6 protein-coding genes (1 of these 6 running past the window's edge) are annotated in these 22,856 nt (G+C 27.2%); 4 read left to right on the top strand and 2 right to left on the bottom strand.

Going from position 1 to position 22,856, the window contains the following annotated elements; translation table 11 throughout:
• Window positions 1–61: 61 nt before the first annotated feature.
• Entirely contained in the window at window positions 62–1,987 is a 1,926-nt protein-coding gene (locus AMYT_RS08405; RefSeq protein ID WP_114842105.1) for a methyl-accepting chemotaxis protein, read from the bottom strand.
• A 186-nt stretch (window positions 1,988–2,173) separates the two neighbouring features.
• Between AMYT_RS08405 and AMYT_RS08400 the strand changes: the two genes are divergently transcribed.
• A complete protein-coding gene (locus AMYT_RS08400) occupies window positions 2,174–5,059 on the top strand; it encodes a cache domain-containing protein (protein ID WP_114842104.1) in 2,886 nt (961 codons plus the stop codon).
• A gap of 1 nt (window position 5,060) precedes the next feature.
• Here the strand turns inward: AMYT_RS08400 and AMYT_RS08395 are convergent, their stop codons facing one another.
• Window positions 5,061–5,732: a response regulator transcription factor gene (locus tag AMYT_RS08395; RefSeq protein WP_114842103.1), complete on the bottom strand. Its 672-nt coding sequence runs from the start codon at window positions 5,730–5,732 to the stop codon at window positions 5,061–5,063.
• A 335-nt stretch (window positions 5,733–6,067) separates the two neighbouring features.
• Here AMYT_RS08395 and AMYT_RS08390 point away from each other — a divergent pair, with 335 nt between their 5' ends.
• From AMYT_RS08390 to AMYT_RS08380, 3 genes are all read left to right on the top strand, one after another.
• Window positions 6,068–7,387: an ATP-binding protein gene (locus AMYT_RS08390; protein ID WP_114842102.1), complete on the top strand. Its 1,320-nt coding sequence runs from the start codon at window positions 6,068–6,070 to the stop codon at window positions 7,385–7,387.
• The gene (locus tag AMYT_RS08385; RefSeq protein ID WP_114842101.1) at window positions 7,380–8,954 is read left to right on the top strand and encodes a tetratricopeptide repeat protein; all 1,575 of its coding nucleotides are present in this window, start codon (window positions 7,380–7,382) and stop codon (window positions 8,952–8,954) included. Before AMYT_RS08390 ends, AMYT_RS08385 begins: the two co-directional genes overlap by 8 nt.
• Before the next feature lie 297 nt (window positions 8,955–9,251).
• A protein-coding gene (locus AMYT_RS08380; RefSeq protein WP_114842100.1) for a hypothetical protein crosses the window boundary here: on the top strand, window positions 9,252–22,856 show its start. Its footprint extends 18,750 nt past the window's final position; 13,605 of the gene's 32,355 nt are visible here — the first part of the coding sequence; its start codon is at window positions 9,252–9,254; the stop codon falls past the right edge of the window.

Raw genomic sequence — 22,856 nt, 5'->3', positions numbered from 1 at the left:
ATAGATGGTTAAAAATTTATTTATATAAAGTAAAAATACAAAAGCTAAAGCTTTTGTATTTTTAAAGTTCATTAAATTTATATTCTTTTACAACTTTTACAACATCAAGTGCAATTTTATTTGTATCTCTTGCTATATCATTAGTTTTATCAGCAATAGTTGCATTTTCTTGAGTAAATTTATCTAGTTGATTTACTGCATCTGCTATTTGTGTCATCCCTATTGTTTGCTCTTTTGCTGCATTTGTTACATCATCTATTAAACTATTTGTTTGATTTATTTTCTCTTCTAATTGTGAAAACCCTTCTATCATTGAGGTACTTATTGATTTCCCTTCATCTGCTTTTACTGTTGCATTCTCTACTAAATCTTTTATCTCTTTTGCTGCTTGGGCACTTCTACTTGCTAGGTTTCTTACCTCTTGTGCTACTACTGCAAATCCTCTTCCTGCCTCTCCTGCTGTTGCTGCTTCTACTGCTGCATTTAAACTTAAGATATTTGTTTGAAATGCTATTTGATCTATTACTGTTATGGCTTCATTTATTGCATTTACTTGTTCATTTATCTCATCCATTGAGCTTACTGTTTTTGTTGCTAACTCTTTTCCTTTTAATGCTGAGTTTTTTGTATCTGATGAAATTCTTAGCATCTCTTGTGCTTTTTCATTTGTATTTTTTATATTACTTGTTATCTCTTCTATACTTGCTGCTGTCTCTTCTAATGATGCTGCTTGACTTGTGGCATTTTTACTTATTGTCTCTACATTTTGTGATAACTCTTTTGAACTATTTTCCAAAATAATTCCATCATTATTATTTTGATTTAACATTTTTGTTATCATGGCATTTAATTGCATAATTTCATTACCAATTTTCCCAGAATTACTTTTATCTAATTGTTTAGTAAAATCATAATTTGAGTAGCTTTCTAAAACAGCACTTAAATTATTAATATTTGCACCTACTAAATTTTGAAGAGTATTTAACATCTCATTAATTAAATTTTTTAAATCACTTAAAGATTGAGAATCACTCTCTTTTGTAACTCTTTTATCTAATAGTCCCATATTAACTGATTTTACAATCTCTTTTACATTATCAATTAATTTTGCATCTTGTTCAATTATTTTTTGAGTTTTATCAATATTTTCATTTACTACAATTGACATCTTACCAATTTCATCATTTGCTAAAATTTCTAAGGGTTTAACTTCAGTTATCTCTTTATTTATAAATTTAAAAAACTCTAAAAGTCCATTTTGAAATTTTATAATTGGAGTGATAATAACTTTATTTGAGATAAAAATAAAGATAATTGAGATAATTATAGCAACAGCAATTGATAATATTAAAGTTTTTGTAATAATTTGATTTATTTCACTATTAGTTTCTTCTTTCATGGCATTAACTTCTCTTTGAACATTATCTACATATGCACCTGTTCCTATAATCCAATCCCAAGGTTCATATCTTATAACATAAGAAAATTTTGGTTGTACTCCATCAACTCCTGGTTTAGTCCACCCATATTTTACTAAGCCACCTTCTTTTTTAGCATTTGCAGCTTTTACTATTTCTTGGTAAATCATTACTCCATTTGGATCTTTTGAATTAAACATATTTTTACCAATAAGTGTAGGTTTAATTGGATGCATAATAACTATATGATTTGAATCATTTATCCAAAAATAACCATCTTTACCATAGGTCATATTCTTTATAACTTCTTTTACAATAGCTTGTTGTTCTTCGACACTTTTATAGTTTGATTTTTCTGCTATACCAATAAGAATATTTATTGCACTTTCAACATGATTTTTCAATTCTAATTCTTTTAATTTATATGATTCTTTTTCATATTTTGAAATATTTGTTTCAGAAATATTTTTTATAGAAATAATTGAATTTACGATGATAGTAGAAGCTACTATAATTATAGAAAATATTACCAACACTAAAAGTTTTAGTTTTATTGATGAATTTTTCATGTTAGATCCTTTATATATATAACTAATAATAATACTTTAATTATTAATTTTATATAAAATATAAAAGTGTCAAATTTTATTTAATAATTTTTTAGTGTAAACTCATTTTATATTTATATAAAAAAAGCTTATAATTCTATAAATAATTTTTTGATAAAATAAATATAACTTCCTAAAAGGTAAATAATGACGAGATATAAATTATCTAAAATAATCTTTTATATTGTGGTTGCAATTTCATTTATTTCTGTTGCAATTATTGAGATTTTTGATACGACTTATGAATATAATCATTTTAAAAAAAGCACTGAAGAATTAAAAAAAAGTTTTTTTGAAAAAGAACAAGAGAATTTAAAATCAGAAGTTAATAGGGCAATTTCTTTAATAGAATATAATTATCAAAAACAAGAAGAATTAGTTAAAACTGATTTAAAACAAAGAACTTATGAAGCTTATAATATTACTTTAAATATTTATAATAAATATAAAAATAAGAAATCAAAAGAAGAAATTTTAGAGTTGATAAAAAATAGTTTAAGAAATGTGAGGTTTTTTGATGGCTATGGGTATTATTCAATATATGATTTTTCAGGTAAAACTTTACTTCATGGATTTAATTCTGAATATGAAAATAATTATAAACTAAAAAGTTATGTGGACATCAATGGCAAAAATTCTATTGGAAGAATAATTGATGTGGCAAAAGAAAAAAAAGAAGGATTTGTAAATTGGAGATTTTTATCTCCAAAAGAAAATACTGAAGAAAATAAAAAAGGCTATATAAAGGTATTTGAACCATATAATTTTATTATTGTTACTGCTGATTATATATCTAGAATAGAAAAACTTCTTAAAGAGGAGGCTTTAGATAGAATTCGAAAAATTTCTTATGATAAAAAAGGTTATGTTTTTGTTTTAAATAAACAAGGGACAATTTTAGCTCATAAATATAGAAAAGAAATAGAAAATAAAAATATAAATGAAGTTACTAATATAAAAGAAAAAGAGATTTTAAATATTTTAGTAAATTCTGTAAAAAGTAATACAGAAGCTTTTATAAGTTATTCTTGGTTTAGGCCAAATACAGATATTTTATCTGATAAATTAACATATGTAAAAACTTTTGAAAAATGGAATTGGATTATAGGAACTGGAGTATATCTTGATAATATGTATGAGTTTTTAGAAAAGCAAGAAGAGGCTTTAAAACTAAAGATGATTTATAGATTATTTTACTCTTTAGTATTTTTCTTAATTATTAGTATTCTAATTTTCTATATTACTAAAAAAATCTCAAAAAATATGGATAAAACTTTTTCTTTATTTATTGATTTTTTCAAAAAAGCAAATACAGATAATAAAAAAATTGATTTAAAAGATATAAAATTTTATGAGTTTAGTGAACTTGCTATTTGTGCAAATAAAATGATAGAAACAAGAGTAAAAAACGAAGAGGAAATAGAAAATAAAAATAAAGAAGTTCTTATTAATTTATCTTTGCTAAATGAGTATAAAAAAGCAGTTGATGCAAGTGCCATTGTATCTAAAACAGATAAAGAAGGTGTTATTACTTTTGCAAATGATGAGTTTTGTAAAATTTCAGGATTTAAAAGAGATGAACTTTTAGGAGCAAAACATAATTTAGTAAAACACCCAGATACAAAAAAAGAAGTATACAAAGACTTATGGAGTACGATTTTAGATAAACGAGTATGGAAAGGTGTTTTAAAAAATAGAACAAAAGAGGGAAAAACTTATTATGTTAAATCTTCAATTGTTCCTATTTTAGATGTATCAGGAAGTATAAAAGAGTTTATTGCAATAAGATATGATGTAAGTGATTTAATAAATCAAGAAAAAAGAATTAGACTTCAAATAACAGACCATTTAACAAAACTTCCAAATAGGCAAAAACTTTTAGAAGATTTAGAAAATAAAGATGATTTAATCTTAGCAATTTTTAATATTCAAAGATTTAAAGAAATAAATGAATATTATGGTTTTGAAGTAGGGGATAAACTTTTAATAGAGTTAGCTAATGTGTTACAAAAAAAGATTGATGATAATACAGTTTTATACAAACTTCAAGGTGATGAGTTTGCTCTTTTAACTTCAAAAGATAAAATCTCACTTGAGGAGTTTAAAACTCTTTGTGCAGAGATATTAACATCTATTAAAAACTTATGTTTTTTAATTGATTCAAATAAACTAGAAATAAATTTAGTAGTAGGTATTTCATCTGAAAAAAATTACTTTATTAATGCCGAAATGGCAAAAAATCATACAAAAATAGAAAATAAAGAATTGATAGTTCTTGATGAAAATAAGGATATAAAAGAAAGCCTTATTTTAAATATTAATTGGACGCAAAAACTTAAAAAAGCACTTAGTGAAGATAGACTGGTAATATTTGCACAACCTATTATTTCAAATATTGACAATAAAATAAATAAATATGAATGTTTAGTTAGGATGATAGATGAAGATGGAACTATTATCTCACCTTTTAAATTTTTAAATATAGCAAAAAAAGCTAAGTTATATCATGCTTTAACTCAAACAGTTATTTTAAAAGCTTTTAAATATTTTCATAATAAAGAAGTAGATTTTTCTATTAACTTAACATTAGAAGATATTTTACATAAGCCTACAGTTGCATTATTGGAAAATAAATTAAAAGAGTATCCAGGTATTTCTCAAAAGTTAATTTTAGAAATAGTTGAAGATGAAGGTATTGAAAACTATCAAGATGTTTCTAATTTTATTGAAACTATGAAAGATTTAGGTTGTAAAATTGCTATTGATGATTTTGGAACAGGATATTCAAACTTTGATTATTTAATGAAACTAAATGTTGATTTTGTAAAAATTGATGGGTCTATGATTAAATATATTAATCAAGATTTAAATGCCAAAATTGTAACTGAATTAATAGTTTCTTTTACTAAAAAGTTAAATATTAAAACAATTGCTGAATTTGTACATTCAAAAGAGATACATGAAATTGTTACAGATATGGGAATAGATTATTCTCAAGGGTTTTATTTAGGTGAGCCAAAGGCTATAGAGTAAATTATAAATTTACTCTATAACCAATCCCTGAAATATTTTTTATAATATTTTTATCAATTTTTTTTCTTAAATCTTTTACAATAGATCGTAAAGCATCTTTAGTCATCTCTCCCTCCCAAATAATTTGGTTAAATTCTTCATAACTAACTGCTCTATCTTTATTTTTTACTAATAAATGGAAAAAATCCATCTCTTTTGCAGATAAAGAAATTAATTTTTCATCTTTAAAAAGAGTTTTATTAAATCTATCATATGTAAAAGTTTTAGATAGTTTAATGATATTTGAAGTATTTGAATCAATACTTCTTATACAATCTTTTAATGAATCTAATAGTGTATTTAAGTTAAATGGATAAATTAAATACTTTATTAAATGAAAGTTTATTGCGTTATAAAGTTTCTCTTTAGTAAGACTTTGTGTTGTTATAATAACTTGTGCTTTTTCATTAATTTGTTTAATCTTTTTTATAAATTCTTCATTTGAAATTTTTGGAAAAGATACATTATATATTACAATTTCAGGTTTCTCTTCTTTGTAAAGTTCTATTCCTCTATAGCAATCATTAGCTTCATAGAAGTTTTTGCAATACTCTTTGAGTTCTGAAACACCATAATCCTCATTACTTTGTCTATCATGAATATGTAGAACTTTTATATGTTTTAATGCATTCATGTCTCATCCCTATAATAAAATCTTAACTTTATAATAACTTTAGAAATATAAAACTCAATTTAATTGAAAAAATCTAATTGTGTCTAAAAAAAAGAAGAAACATAAAAAAATTATTTAAAATGGTCTAAAATTGGTACTTTTTAAAAAAATGATATAAGAAAATTGGCTTATTTTATAACTTTTTATTTTTTTATAAAAAAAACAAGGTGTGACAAATTTACACAAAAAAAGTCATAACAAAGTCAAAAGAAATAAGTTTTCTATTTCTAATAGATTATAAAAATAAGAAATCTTAAAGTATAATAATTAAAATATTTAATATTAAAGAAAAAGATATGTTAATTAATAGACAAAAAGATTTGAAGTACTTAGAAGAAGGATATAATAAACCAAATTCTCAAATGAAGTTTATTTTTGGTAGAAAATATATAGGCAAAACAGCTTTAGTAACTCAGTTTATCAAAGATAAACAAGCTATTTATATAAGTTTAAATGATATGAGTCAAAATCTTTTTTTTACTAATATGGCAAATGAAATAATTTCATATTTTTCTTTATATAAAACAAACCAAAAATTTAATAATTTTCTAGAAGTATTAAATCTTCTAAATCGACAAGAAGTAGATGAAAAGCTTATTGTTGTAATTGAAGACTTTCATAATATTTTAAAAGTACATAAGAAAGCTTTAGATGAATTACTTTTATTTTGGAAAAAACAGCTTTCTAAAAAAAATATCTATTTGGTTTTAACAAGTGCAACTATTTTTAAAGATGAATATATTCAAGAGTTAGAAAAAAATAATGATTTTTTTATTTTAAAGTCTTTAGAGTTTGAAACAATTAAAACTATGATTCCAAATCTTCCAAAACTAGACCAACTTTGTGTCTATACACTTTTAGGAACTTCTCCTAGGTATTTAAAATATTATAATAAAAATATAAATCTTGCAGAAAATATTTACAATTTATTTTTATCAACAAATTCTTATTTATTTAATTTGGGAATTGATATTTTAAAATCAGAGATTCAAGATATTGGAACATACTGTTCAATTTTATATGCAATTTCCCTTGGTAAGACTAAAATAGGAGATATTGCAGAGTTTTTAAATGTAAAATCTACTTATTTAAGCAGATATATTCAAAAGCTTTTAGAGATGATGATTTTAATAAAAGAAATCCCAATTGATAGTGAAGAAAAAAGTGGAAAATTTGGAAGATATATTATTGAGGATAACGCTTTAAAATTTTGGTTTTATTATATTTATCCAAATAAAGCTTTAATTTCTAAGCAAGAATTACTACCTATTACAAAGCAAATTCAAGAAAATTTTATGAGTAAGACTATTCAAGATAGTTATAAAAAATATATAAAAGAGCATATTTTAAAAAATAAAAGAGTTACTTTTGGTTATGAACCAACAGCTATTGGAAGCTGGTGGGATAATAATTCTAATAATATAGATTTAGTTGCATATGATAGAAAAAATATTACTTTTGTACAAATATTATGGCAAGATGAAGAGATGGCAAAAATAGCCTATGGTAAATTAAAAGTTATTTCAGAAAAAATGCAAACAACTTTACAAAAAAGATATATTATTGTTTCAAAAAACAGTTACTTTAATACAACTAAATCTTTAGATAATGAATAAAAAACTCTCTTTAGCAATATCTTTACATCAAGATAGAAATTTACAAGAAGCAAAAGCTTTATATAAAAAGTTACTTAGTGAAAATTTAACTTTAAATGAGAGTGAAATTTTATATACAAACTATGCAAATATTCTTTTTTTACAAAATAGTTATGACCTTGCTATTACTTTTTATACTAAGGCTATTGAAATAAATCCCCAGGCCTTTAAAACTTTTTTTAATTTAGGTGTTTTATATTTAAATATTAGTGAGTATTTAAAAGCAAAAGAAAATTTTTTAGAAGCCATAAAAATAAAAGAGGATTATTTAAATGCTTATATAAACTTAGGTGTTTGCTATAAAAAACTAAAAAAATATAATTTATCTTTAAAATGTTATGAAAAGGCAATTTTTTATAAAACTGATGATATAGATGCTAGATATAATAAAGCAAATTTATTACATACTTTAGAAAAATATAAAGATGCAATTAGACAGTTTGATATAGTTTTAAGTCTTGATAAAAGTAATTATAAAGCCTACTATTCAAAAGGTTTATCATTGCTAGCTTTAGGAAAATATTCACAAGCTCTTTTTCATTATGAAAAGGCAATTGAATTAAAAGAAGATTATGCAGATGCACATTTTGCAAAATCAAATATTCTTTTATTATATGGGGATTATAAAGAAGGATTTAAAGAGTATGATTATAGATGGGAAGCTAAAAATGAGCTTAAAAAAGCTTCTTATAATTTACCCTTTTATAATAATGAAGACCTTAATAATAAAACAATACTAATAGCACAAGAGCAAGGTTTTGGAGATAATATTCAATTTATAAGATTTATAAACTATTTAAAAGTTAAAAAAAATCCAAAAAAGATATATTTTGCAGTAAATAATGAACTTAGAACTTTGTTTGAAGACTCTTTTTATGATATTGAATTTGTATCAAATAATCAAACACTTTATAATGTTGATTATTATACATCTTTGATGTGTTTACCTAAAATTTTAAATTTAGATTTAGAAGATGTTAAAATAAAAACTCCTTATTTAACTTTTAAAGCAAATAAGAAAAAAATTAAAAAACAAAATTTTAAATTGCATATAGGTTTTTTTTATCAAGGAAATAAAAAATATAAAAATGATAAAAATCGCTCTATTGATGCTGTCTATTTTCATCAATTATTTAGTTTAAAAGAAGTTGCTTTTTACTCTTTACAAATTGAAAATGTAGAGAATTTTAAGGCTTCAAATGTATATGATTGTAGTAAGAGTATTAAAGATTTTAAAGATACAGCAAATATAATCTCACAACTTGATTTAGTAATTACTATTGATAGTAGTATTGCTCATTTATGTGGAGCTTTAGGAAAAAATTGTTGGGTTTTATTACCTTTTATTCCTGACTGGAGATGGATGATTGAAAGAAGTGACACTGTTTGGTATGATAGCTTAAAACTTTATAGACAAAAAAAAGATAAAAATTGGCAGATTGTTTTTGATAAAGTTTTTAAAGATTTAAATTTTATCTTAGAAAAAAAAGATAAAAAATTCTTGCTAAATAAAAAAAATACTATTTAGATAATTTTTAATTTTTATATATTTTTAAGACACAATACAAAAAACTTTTATTATTTAAGAAAAAATAAAGCAAAAAAACTCTAAAAAAATCAATAAATATGTAATACAACATAAATTAAAAAAATGAAATTTTAACTTCTGGAACTACCATAAAATAGTTAAAATTATTTTTAATTATTTATAATTATGTAGTTTAACATAATAAAAAAAATATTTTTTTCAAAATCTAAAATAAAACACATTTTAATTAGATATAATTTATTTAATTTAGTTATTAAAATAAATAAGGGAAGTCTAATGGCAAAAAATGATGAAATAGTAAAATACCTAAATAAAAAAGTTCAAATAAAAGGTAAACCACAAAGTGGTGAAAATATTGCAGTTTATGTAAGGCCTGGAGATAAAATAGATTTGGAAGATGCAAATCTAAATTTAGATGATGTATCGTATAAACTTATTGGGGGAGATATAATTTTAGAATTCCCTGATGGAGGAGTTTATACTTTTGTATCTATGGCTTTAATGGGCTACAATGATACTCCACCAACATTAAGTATTGGTGGGAAAACTATGACTTTAGGAAATATTTTATCAGAAATAGAAGAAGTTAATAATTTGCCATTAGAAGCTGTTCTTGCCAATGAAGATTTAGATATTCCACCAAGTTCAACGCAAGAGGTTGAAAAATTAGAAGATGTAACTGAAAAAAATACAAATACAAATCCCCCAGTTATTATTACTGAAGTGCAATTAGAAGAAAATGAGTTTACTTCAGATAATGAACTAGAAAAAGCTTTAGATGCTGAAATTCCACCAGAAATCCCAGAACCACAAGAACCACCAATTTTAGGGGAACCTCCTAAAAAAGATGGTACTCCACAAAAAGAAGATGAAGTAAATGATGCTCCTCCTTTAAAATTTGAATTTTCTATTGATATGCAACATGTTTTACAAAGTGTAGATGAGTCTATTCAAGGAACAGGAGCTGATGCTAAAAGAGTTCTAACGGTACAAGGTGGAGGTGGAACATATTATGAAAATATTTATCCAAATTCAAATGTAAGTGCAAACGCTTCTGAAATTAAAAAACAAACTAATGCAGAAGAGATGTCTTATAAAACTGCTGATATAAATAAATATGATAGTGTGGTAATTAACTCAGACAATAGCGAATATTTTGGAGATAACTATACTTCAAGAACTATAAAATTAAGTCCTATACAAGGGGCAGGTTTTGCTATTGAAAAAGTATGGATTAGTAGTGATGATTTACCAGCAGGGTTTAAAGTTCATAATGCAGTTCAATCTGGAAATAGTTGGTTACTTGTAAAAGATAATCCAGATACTGATGAAGTTGAAGGTTTTACAATTGATGCAAAAGGTAATATAAATATAAATATTACAATGAATACAAATGTTGATAAAAACTTTGTATTAAATATAAAAGCTCAAACAGTATTTGATATAAATAATATTGATGAAAATTTAAGAGGTGATGTACAAACTCCTTCTAAAACAACTGAAGAGTTTGATTTAACAGTTGGAGTAAATCTTAAAAAAATAAATGATATTACCGATCCTTCTGAATATAAATATCAAGAAATAGATAATGATGAAATAGATAAAGTTAATGGGCAAAGTGAACAAACAGGTTTTGTAATTAGTTCAAATATTAATGATACAGTTTTATATGGTTCTACAAATTTAAAAAATACTATAAATGGTGGAACAGTAAATGATACTATTTATGCGGGGCTTAATGATGATACTATTTATGGAAATAGTGGAAATGATACAATAAGAGCATATGCAGGAAATGATACTATTGAAGGTGGGACAGGAGATGATTGGATTGCTTCTGGTTTAGGAAATGATATTGTAAATGGAAATGAAGGAATTGATACAATAGATTTTTCTCATATAGATAGTGTTAATCCTGAAGGTGTTGTTGTAGATTTAGCTGCTGGAACTGCTACTGGTGAAGGAAATGATACTTTATTAAATATTGAAAATGTAAATGGTTCACAAGATAATGATATTATTAAAGGTGATGATAAAGAAAATATTTTAAATGGTAATAATGGTTACGATACTATTAGTGGTGATGCAGGAAATGATACTTTAAATGGTGGTGTTGGAAATGATAAACTTGAGGGAAATGCTGGTAACGACATAATTGATGGTGGAAGTGGTATTGATACAGTAAGCTATGAAAATGCAGTAAATAGTGTTGATAATCAAGGGGTTGTTGTAGTATTAGATCAAGATTTAGAAGATGGTATTTATGGAACAGCAACTGGAATTGATGGGAATGATGAATTAAGATCTATTGAAAATGTAATTGGTTCAAATTATGATGATACAATTACAGGAAATGATTCAAAAAATAGTATAAATGCTTTAGATGGAGATGATACTATTTTTATTAGTGGAAATGATGATATTTTAGATGGAGGAACTAATAGCTCTAAAGGGGATACTGTTGATGCTTCAAATTCTAGTGTTTCTCAAATTATAAATTTAAAAGATAATTATATTTTAGGAGAAGGTTATTCTAAGATATATAATATAGAAAATGCCACTGGTTCAAGAGGTTCAGATACTATTACAGGAAATAGTGATAATAATACTTTAAAAGGTGGAGTAAATAGCGATACTTTATATGGAAATGAAGGTGATGACTATCTTGATGGTGGAACTGAAAATGATATTTTAAGTGGTGGACTTGGAAATGATGTAATTGATGGTGGCGCAGGTGAAGATGATTATGCTACTTATAGGGATATAAATGGCTCTGTTAGTGTTGATTTATCTCTTACAACTTCTCAAGATACAAAATCTGCTGGAAATGATACTTTATTAAATATTGAAAATCTAATTGGTACTTCATATGATGATACTTTAAAAGGTAATAATGATGATAACTCTATTTTTGGTGGAACGGGAAATGATACTTTAATAAGTAGTGCGGGAAATGATTATTTAAATGGTGAAAGTGGTTCTGATGACTGGATAAGTTTTGAAAGTGTTCCACTTAATACACCTATTACTTTAGATTTAAGCATAACAGATTTTCAAGATACTGGTGATGGAAAAGTACAAGTAGTAAATATAGAGAATATTTTAGGCTCATCAGGAAATGATACTTTAAAAGGTAATGCTTCTAATAATAGTATTTTAGGTGCTAGTGGTAATGATAAACTTTATGGAAAAGAGGGTGATGATTACTTAAATGGTGGAATTGGAAATGATACTTTATCTGGTGGAATTGGAAACGATACTTTAGATGGTTCTGATGGATTAGATTTTGTAGATTTTTCTCAAGAAACAACTTCTATTAATGTTACATTGGGAGATGATGGGGCTCAAAGTAGTGCTTTTATTGGAATTGAAACAGATTTAATAAGTAATATAGAAAATATAATTGGTTCAAATTATGATGATACGATTAAAGGTAATAATCTAAATAATACAATTTTTGCAAATAATGGAAATGATACATATATTTCTAGTTTAGGAAATGATACTTTTCATGGAGAAAGTGGTTTAGATACAGTTGATTATAGTTCTGTTAGTGGAAAAATTGAAGTTGCATTAAATAAAGATAATATTACAAATTTAAAAATTGATGGAATAAATAAGGATGTTATCTCTTCTGTTGAAAATATAATTGCAGGAACTAATGATGATACATTAATAGGAGATGATAATAAAAACATCTTAGATGGTCAAGCAGGAAATGATACTTTAGATGGTGGAAGTGGAGATGATACTTTACTTGGAAGAGAAGGCAATGATTTAATAATTGGTGGTTTAGGTAATGATTATATTGATGGTGGAGTTGGTATTGATACTATTGATTATACATATTTAGATTCAATTATTGGAAATAGTAAAGGTATTATTGCTGATTTGGCAAATAATAGAGTTGATGACCAAATTGGTGGAACTTCTGTTGGCGTTGATAGAGTTGAAAATATTGAAAATATTATTGGTTCTAAATTTGATGATATTCTTAAAGGTGATGAACAAAATAATAGTTTAAGTGGGAAAGCAGGAAATGATACTTTAAAAGGTGCAGGAGGAGATGACATCTTAGATGGTGGAGATGGAATTGATACTGCTGATTATTCTGATGCAACAGAGGATTTAAATATTGATTTAAACTCTCAAGGGTCTAAATCAATTAGTGCTAGTCAAGGAAGTGATACATTTATTTCAATTGAAGGTGCAATTGGAGGAAGTGGAGATGACACACTAAAAGGTACAAATGAAGCAAATATTTTAGTTGGAAATGATGGTGATGATACTTTACTTGGTTCTGGTGCAAATAGTGGAGTTGATTATATTGATGGGGGACTTGGTAAAGACTTTGCAAGTTTTGCTTTTACTTCAGAGGATATAACTATTGATTTATCTTTAGGGGATACAGTTCAAGATACAAGTGTTGGAAAAATTATTATTAAAAATATAGAAAACCTTGATGGTGGAGCAGGAAATGATACTATTATAGGAAATGAAGAAGCTAATACTTTAAGTGGTGGAGCTGGAAATGATACTTTAATAGGTAAAGGTAAAAATGATACTTTAGATGGAGGAACAAACGCTTATAAACTTACTGTAACTACTCAAAATAATTCAACTTATACTTTAAATCTTGGTGGAATTATTATTGCTTTTATTTCAAGCTCAACTACAAGTTTAGCTGATATTTTAGATGGATTAGTTACAAATTTCAATAATAACTCTTCTGCAACTGCTTTAGGCAAAATTATGCATGATGGCACAAATATCTATTTAGAAACACAAAATAGTTTTTCAAGCTCTGCAAATATTTCAAGTGAGTATAAAGAGTATATAGATACAGCTGATTATTCACAAGTTAGTGGAACAAGTGGAATTGTTGTAGATATGAATCTAGGTGATGATACTTTAAGAAATGAAGGAATTGCCTCTATTGATGGAGATAATGGTCAAGATAGACTTATTAGTATCGAAAATATTATTGGAACAAATAATAATGATAGAATTCTTGGAGACCTTGATGATAATGTAGATAACCTATTTGAAGGTCGAGCAGGAAATGATACTATAAGTGGTGGAAGTGGGAATGATACACTTTTAGGTCAAGATGATAATGATATTTTATATGGAAATGATGGGAATGACACACTAGATGGTGGAAGTGGAGATGATACTTTATATGGAGGAACTGGCTCAAATGTTATAATTGGAGGAACTGGTTATGATACTCTTGATTATAGTGGAGATAAAAGTGTTCAAATTGATTTAGAAGTTTCAACTTATCAAGATGTCTTCAATGATGGTACACAACTTGATAAAATTTCAGAAGTAGAGAATGTAAAAGGTTCTTCTTTAGCTGATACTATTAAAGGAAATAGTGAAAAAAATGTATTAAGTGGTGGAGCTGGAAATGATACTTTAGATGGAAGAGAAGGAGATGATACTTTACTAGGTGGTAGTGGAGAGGATTTATTAAAAGCTTCAAGTGGAAATAATACTTTAGATGGTGGAAGTGATATTGATACAGTTGATTATAGCGGAAATAAAGAGATAAATGTTGATTTATCTAAAACTGTTTCACAAGATATTCATAAAGATTCATCTCAAAATGATACTTTAATAGATATAGAGAATGTATTAGGTTCAACTCAAAGTGATACTATTAAAGGAAATAGTGCAAATAACTCTTTATTTGGTTCTAGTGGGGATGATACTTTAGTTGGAAAAGAAGGTAATGATACTTTAAATGGAGGAGATGGCATATTAGATATTGCTGATTATTCTTCTTCATCTTCTGGAATTATTGTTGATTTAAATGATGCTGATGGTGATGGTTTTCAAGTTGTTAATGATGGGTTTGGGGATAAAGATAAATTAGTTGATATTGAAATAGTTAATGGTTCTTCAAATGACGATAAATTAAGAGGTTCTTCTTTAAATGATACTTTTATTGCAAATGCAGGAAATGATACTTTAATAGGTTTACTTGGAGATGATAGCCTACAAGGAAATGCAGGAAATGATACTTTTATTGCAGGAATTGATAGTAATAATGATGGAGTATTAGAAAGTGGAGATGATGGCGTTGATACTATGGATGGGGGAGAAAATAGTGATACAATTGATTATTCAAACTTAGATAACTCTCATAGTATAAAAGTAACTTTAGATGGCTCAACACAAGTAGAAGTAACAGTTATTAATGGTTCTAATGATAAGATAAAAAATATTGAAAATGTAACTGGAAGTGCAGGAGATGATACTCTTATTGGAGATAGTAACGATAACACTTTAAAAGGTGCTTTAGGAGATGATACTTTACAAGGGGGGCTTGGAAATGATACTCTTGATGGAGGAAGTAATACTTCTATTGGGGATACGGTTTCTTATTTAAATGCAAATAGTTCTGTTAATGTAAATCTTGGATTAAATAATGTTGCTCAAAATATTAGTGCAGAACAAGGAAATGATACTTTAATAGATATTGAAAATGCTATTGGTTCACTTTATAATGATACTTTAATTGGAAATACACAAGATAATACATTAGAAGGAAAAGAAGGAAATGATACTTTAATAGGTCTTGCTGGTAATGATAAGCTTCTTGGTGGAATTGGAAATGATGTTTTAAGAGGTGGAAGTGGAGATGATATTTTAAATGGTGGTGAAGGTATAGATACAGCTGATTATTCAGATGCTACTGAAGATTTAGATATTGATTTAAACTCTCAAGGTTCTAAAACTATTAGTGCTAGTCAGGGAAGTGATACTTTTATTTCAATTGAGGGTGCAATTGGAGGAAGTGGAGATGATACACTAAAAGGTACAAGTGGTGTAAATACACTAATTGGAGGAGAGGGTAATGATACTCTTCTTGGTGGTGGTGCTGGAGATGCTTTAAATTATGATTATATTGAAGGTGGTGCAGGAAGCGAAGATTTTGTAAGTTATAGTTATATTGAGGCCTCTGGACAAAAAGTTGTAATTGATTTAGCTAATAGTGAAGTTCAAGATACAATTGGTGCTGGACATATAAAAATAAATACTGTTGAAAATCTTGAAGGTGGCGCTAAAGATGATACTTTATTTGGTAATGATAGTGAAAATACACTAATTGGTAGAGAAGGAAGTGATGTTTTTGCTGGTAGAGATGGAGATGATACTTTTATTGGTGGAAAAGCAACAATTGTAAATGGAGTTGTAACTGCCAATGAAGATAATGAAAATGATACAGCAACATATTTAGATGTAAATGGACAAATAAGTGTAAATATGAATGTTGCAGGAGAAAATGATGCAACATTAAATATTGGAAAAGTTATTAATGATGGTTATAACAATGTAGATACTTTATATGGTGTTGAAAATATTATAGGCTCTAATTATGCAGATACTATTATTGGTGATAGTGATGATAATGTAAATAATACTTTTATTGGTGCTAATGGTGCTGATGTTATTAATGGTGGAAGTGGAAATGATGTAGTTTATGGTGGTTTTAGTGATGCTACTGTTGAAACTACTAATGAAGAGGCTTTAAAAGATACTTTATATGGTGGAAGTGGAGATGATACTTTATATGGAAATAAAGGAGAAGATACACTATATGGAGAGGCTGGAAATGATGAATTAAGAGGTGGTGAAGGTTTAGATACTGCTGATTATTCAAATGAAAATAAAATAGTTGTAACTTTAAGTGAGGGTGCAACTGTAACAATTGATAGTAATAATAATGGTACTTTTGAAAATGATGGAAGTGATGATAGAGATACTTTATATGGTATTGAAAATATTACAGGTTCAAATCTTGGAAATGATACTATAACAGGAGATTCTAATTCTAATATTATTAAAGGTCTTGCAGGAAATGATACTTTAAGTGGTGCAGGTGGTAGTGATACTTTAGATGGTGGAATTGGAAATGATACGGTTAGTTTTGAATATTTAAATAGCACTTCTTCAAATGCAGTAGTAGATTTATCAAATAATAATTCAACAATTTATACAAATACAAATGTAGCAACATCAGATAGTGATACTTTAATCTCAATTGAAAATGTACAAGGAAGTAGTAATAATGATACTATAACTGGAAATAGTGAAGCAAATATTTTAAATGGTAATGCTGGAGATGATACTATTTTCTCAAGTTTAAATAATGATACTATTGATGGGGGAACACAAACTTCAAAAGATATTATGAGTTATAAAAACTCAAGTGCTTCTATTACTTTAACTGCAACTGCAGGTGGTTATGAAGTAGTAAAACAAAGTGGTGGAACAGATACTTTAGTAAATATTGAAGAAGTACATGGAAGTAATTATAAAGATAACTTTACTGGGAGAGCTTTAAATGATACTTTTAAAGCAGGAGCTGGTGATGATATTTTAAATGGTGCTGAAGGTTCAAATTCTCTTTATGGAGAAGAGGGGAATGATACTTTTACTACTGGAAGTGGAAATGATCTTTTTGATGGGGGAGATAATCAAGATTTAGTTGATTATAGCTCTATTACTACAAATAATACAAATGTCTTAGCTACTCATACAGGTATAGAAATAGATTTAAGTAATGCAAATGCACAAAATGTACATAGTAGTGCAGGAAGTGATACTTTAGTAAATATAGAAAATATTAAAGCTACTTCTTTAGATGATTATATTTTAGGAAATAATGAAAATAATACTATTTATGCCCAAGAAGGAAATGATACTATTGAAGGTGGTGCTGGAGAAGATTTAATCTATGGTGGTGCTGGAAATGATACATTAGATGGTGGAAGTGGAGCTGATAATATTTATGGTGAAGCCGGAGATGATTTAATTAAATTTACTTCTACTATTGCAGATAGTAAAAATGATGTTATTGATGGTGGTAATGAAGCTGATAATTCAAGGGGAGTTGATACTTTAGATTATACTTTAGTAAATGATTCTATTTCTATTGATTTACAAGATAGTAGTGTTGCTTATGTAAAAGTTGGAAGTGATAATTTTCATCATCAAGTAAAAAATATAGAAAATGTAGTTGGAACAACATTTGATGATACTATTAAAGGTGATACTGCAAACAATACTTTAGTTGGAAATAGTGGAAATGATACTTTAAGTGGCGAAGCAGGAGAAGATAAACTTCTTGGAGGGCTTGGAAGTGATATTCTTTCTGGTGGAGCTGGAAATGATATTTTAGCTGGTGATGGTGATGGAACTGCTATTTATACAAATGAAGTAGGTGCAGTTGATACGGTTGATTATTCTAGTGAAAAAAATGAAGATTTAGTTATTGATATTTCAGATGGAGCTCATTTTATTAGTTCTTCTCAAGGTACAGATACTTTCTATGGAATAGAAGGGGTTATTGGTGGAGAGAAAAATGATACTTTAACAGGAAATAGTGGTGCTAATACTTTAGTTGGTAATAAAGGAAATGATACACTTTTAGGAGGAGGAGCTTCATCTGGTTATGATTATATAGATGGAGGAGAAGGAGAAGCTGACTTTGTAAGCTTTGAATATACTGCAAAAGATATTACTGTTGATTTATCAAAAGGTGAGGTTATTCAAACTACTGGTGATGGGGATTTAATAATAAAAAATATTGAAAACTTAGCTGGTGGTTATGGAAATGATACTATTATCGGAAATAATTCAAATAATACATTAGAAGGTGGAGCAGGTAGCGATACTTTAGTTGGAAAAGCAGGTAATGATATTTTAATAGGTGGAAGTGGATATGCTTTAACAATTACAAATTTATCTTCTTTAGTTAGTTTTGAAGTAAATGGACAAACAATCTCATATGATAATACAAGTGCAGGAAAAACTGAAGCTGAAGTTTTAATAGAACTTGTATCTTTATTTGAAGCAAATAGTAATGCTCAAGCAAATAATACTTCTGTTAAGGTTGAAGGTAATACTTTACATATAAAAACACAACAAACAGTTACAGGAAATAATATAACTGTAAATGAAGATAGTGATACTGCTGATTACTCTTCTTTAAATGCAGGAATTGGTATAGAAGTTGATTTAACTGCTCCTGATGCAAATGGTTATAATGTATTTAATGATGGTTTAGGTTCTAAAGATAAACTTGAAGGAATAGAAAATATAACTGGAAGTATTTATAAAGATATTATAACTACTGATAATAAAAATAATACTATTTTTGCAAATGGTGGAAATGATACTCTTGATGGACAAGGGGGAGATGACTATATAGATGGTGGTACTGGTGATGATAAAATCATTGGTGGAGCAGGAAATGACATCCTATATGGACAAGGTGGAAATGATACTTTTGTAGCTTTACAAAATGACGGGGAAGATATTATTGATGGTGGAGATAATAGTGATACTATTGATTATAAATTAGCTTCTTTAGGCTCATATCATTTAGAAGTAAACTTAAGTAATAGCTCTATTGCAGGAGTTGATGCAAATAGTGCTATTTTAACTGATGGTGTAACTTCTATTAAAGATACTATTACAAATATTGAAAATATTATTGGAACAACAGGAGATGATACTTTTATTGGTAATAGTTTAGATAATAGTTTTAGTGGAGAAGAAGGTAGTGATACAGTAAACTTTTCTAATTCAAGTGCTTCTATTATTGCAAATTTACAAACAAATAGTGCAACTGGAATTGATATTGGAACGGATACTATAACTTCTATTGAGAATGTTATTGGTTCTTCTAGTGATGATACTATTATTATGTCTAATGAAGATGAGGTAAATATAATAGATGGTGCAGACCATAATACTACAGCTAGTGGTAAAGGTGATACTATCTCATATGAAAATTATACTTCAAATGTTGAAGTTGATTTATTAAATAATATAAATAATGTTAGTGATACTATTTTAAATATTGAAAATATTATTGGTGGTACAGCAAATGATACTTTAAAAGCTGATAATAATAAAAATAGTTTAATGGGTGGTGCAGGAAGTGATACTTTACAAGGAAGAGGGGGAGATGACTACCTTGATGGAGGTTCTTCTACTGATACAGCTGATTATTCTGATGCCACAGGAAATGTAGTTGTTGATTTACATAGTGTTATAAATACTGCAAGTGGAGCAGGGGTTGGTACAGATACTTTAAAAGATATTGAAAATATTATTGGTTCTAATTTTGATGATACTTTTATAGGAAGTGTAGATAATGCAAATATTTTTGATGGAGGCCTTAATACTTCTATTGGAGATACAGTTGATTATTCAAAACTAACTGATATAAATAACGATAGAGTAATTGTTGATTTATCTAATGAAATAGCAACTATTATAAGTGGTGGAACAAAACCTAGTGATACTTTAAAAAATATAGAAAATGCTATTGGTACAGCTGGAAATGATACTTTTATAGGAAATAGTGTAAATAATGTATTTGATGGTGGAAGCGGAAGCGAAAGTGATAAGGCAGATTATTCAAATGTTATAGGAACTGGAGTAACAGTTGATTTATCAGGAGTAACACAAACAGTTAGTATCTCTTCTTCAAATATAGATACAGTAAAAAATATTGAAGATTTTGATGGTTCTAATCAAAATGATACTTTTATAATGAAAAGCAATGATGTTTTATCAAATGTAATTGATGGAAAAGCTGGAAATGATACTATAAGTTATGAAGCTTATACAAATTCTGTTGAAGTTGATATGACAACAAATATTAATAATACAGGAGATACTTTACTTAATATTGAAAATCTTAAAGGTGGAAGTAATGGTGATACTTTAAGAGGTAATGATTTAAATAATAGTATTGAAGGATTAACAGGAAGTGATACTATTTATAGTTCGAAGGGTATTGATACTATTGATGGTGGAGATAATATTGATATTGCAAGTTATGAAAAAGAGAGTGGAAAAGTAATTGTAACTGCAAATGCAGATGAATATTTAGTAACAAAAGTAGCTAATAGTAATAATGAAGATACTTTAAAAAATATTGAAGAAGTACATGGAAGTAATTATGCAGATGAATTTACAGGTGGAGCAAATGCAGATACTTTTAAAGGTGGAGCTTCAAATGATATTTTAAAAGGTGAAGCTAATAATGACTCTTTATATGGAGAAGCAGGAGATGATACACTTTTAGGTGGAGTTGGTGATGACTACTTAGATGGTGGAGAAGCTAATGAAACAAGAGGTGATACAGTAAGCTATGAAAATAGAAATGAAAGTGTTATTGTAGATTTAAATCTAGGTGAAGCTACAGCAACAGTTGGAAGTGGTGAAAGAGATATATTAAAAGATATAGAAAATATAACAGGTTCAACAGTTGATGATAAAATTTTTGGTGATGATGAGGCTAATACTCTTTTTGGAAAAGAGGGGAATGATACACTAAAAGGTGAGGCTGGAGTTGATTATATAGATGGTGGAGATAATAACGATACTATTTATGGTGGAGCTGATGCAGATAGATTATATGGTGGAAGTGGAGATGATAGCTTTAAGATAGAAAATACAGCTTCTGAATTGACTGGTGATATTATTGATGGTGGAGATAATAGTGATACTATAGATTATAGTAATATTAATAATGGAGTTAATATTAGACTTAATGGGTCACTAAACTCAGAAGCAACTATTATAAGCAGTTTAGATAAACATACAGTTAAAAATATAGAAAATGTTATTGGAACAACTGGAAGTGATACTATTGAAGGGGATTCTAACAATAATGTATTAGATGCTTTAACAGGGGCTAATGATACAATAAGTTTTGCAAATGCTACTTCAAAAATGAGTGCAAATATTGGAACTAGTGATAAAACAATAGATTCAAATATTTTAACTGCAAATCAATCAAGTGGTGATGGAAGTATAGATACTATTACAAACTTTGATAATATTATTGGTTCTAAGCAAGATGATACTTTTGTGGGTAATGATGATTCAAATAGTATTAGTGGAGATTTAGGTAATGATACTATTTATGCTCAAGCAGGTGCAGATGATTTAAGAGGTGGAGAAGGGAATGACCTTTTAAATGGTGGAAGTGGTGCAGATGATATTTTTGGTGATGGTGGAAGTGATACTGTAACTTATGAAGATGCTTTTAAAGTTGAAGTAAGATTAAGAGGTGCTAGTAATGGTATTGCAAATGAAGAATATAGTGTTGGTGGAGCTTCTACAGATAAACTATATAGTATAGAAAATGTAATTGGTTCAAGTGGTGATGATACTATTGAAGGTGATGAGGGAAATAATACTTTAATTGGTGGAGCTGGTAATGATACTATTAGTTTTGCTAATTCTACAACTGCAATTACTGTTGATTTATCAAATGAAACAAGTGTTCAAAATACAAATGATGGAAATGATTTAATTCAAGGTTTTGAAAATATCATTGGTTCTAAAAATAGTGATAATTTAATAGGAAATAATGAAAAAAATATTATTTATGCTGGATTATTAGATGATACTATTGATGGAAAAGCAGGAGATGATACATTATTTGGTGAAGCAGGTAATGATAAGATAATAGGTGGTGCAGGAAGTGATAGTTTAGTTGGAGGAAGTGGAAATGATACTTTTATTGCAACTATTGGTGATGGAAATGATGTAATTGATGGTTTTACTTCAAGTGGAACAGAAAGTAGTGATGATAAAGATACTATTGATTATAGTTTAATAAATGATGGAATACATCATTTAGAAATAAACTTAGATAATACAAATACAATTTTAGGGGTAAGTTCTAATAGTGCTTTAGTAAAAGATGGCTCTACAGTAGAGCAAAGTGATACAATTTTAAATATTGAAAATGTTATTGGAACTTCAAATGATGATACTATTATTGGAAATGCTGAAGATAACCAATTAAAAGGTGAAGGCGGAGATGATACTTTAGTTGGT

The sequence above is a fragment of the Malaciobacter mytili LMG 24559 genome (assembly GCF_003346775.1).
GTDB lineage: Bacteria > Campylobacterota > Campylobacteria > Campylobacterales > Arcobacteraceae > Malaciobacter > Malaciobacter mytili.
The sequence above is the reverse complement of the archived record's forward strand: the minus strand, read 5'-3'. Positions and strand labels throughout refer to the sequence as shown.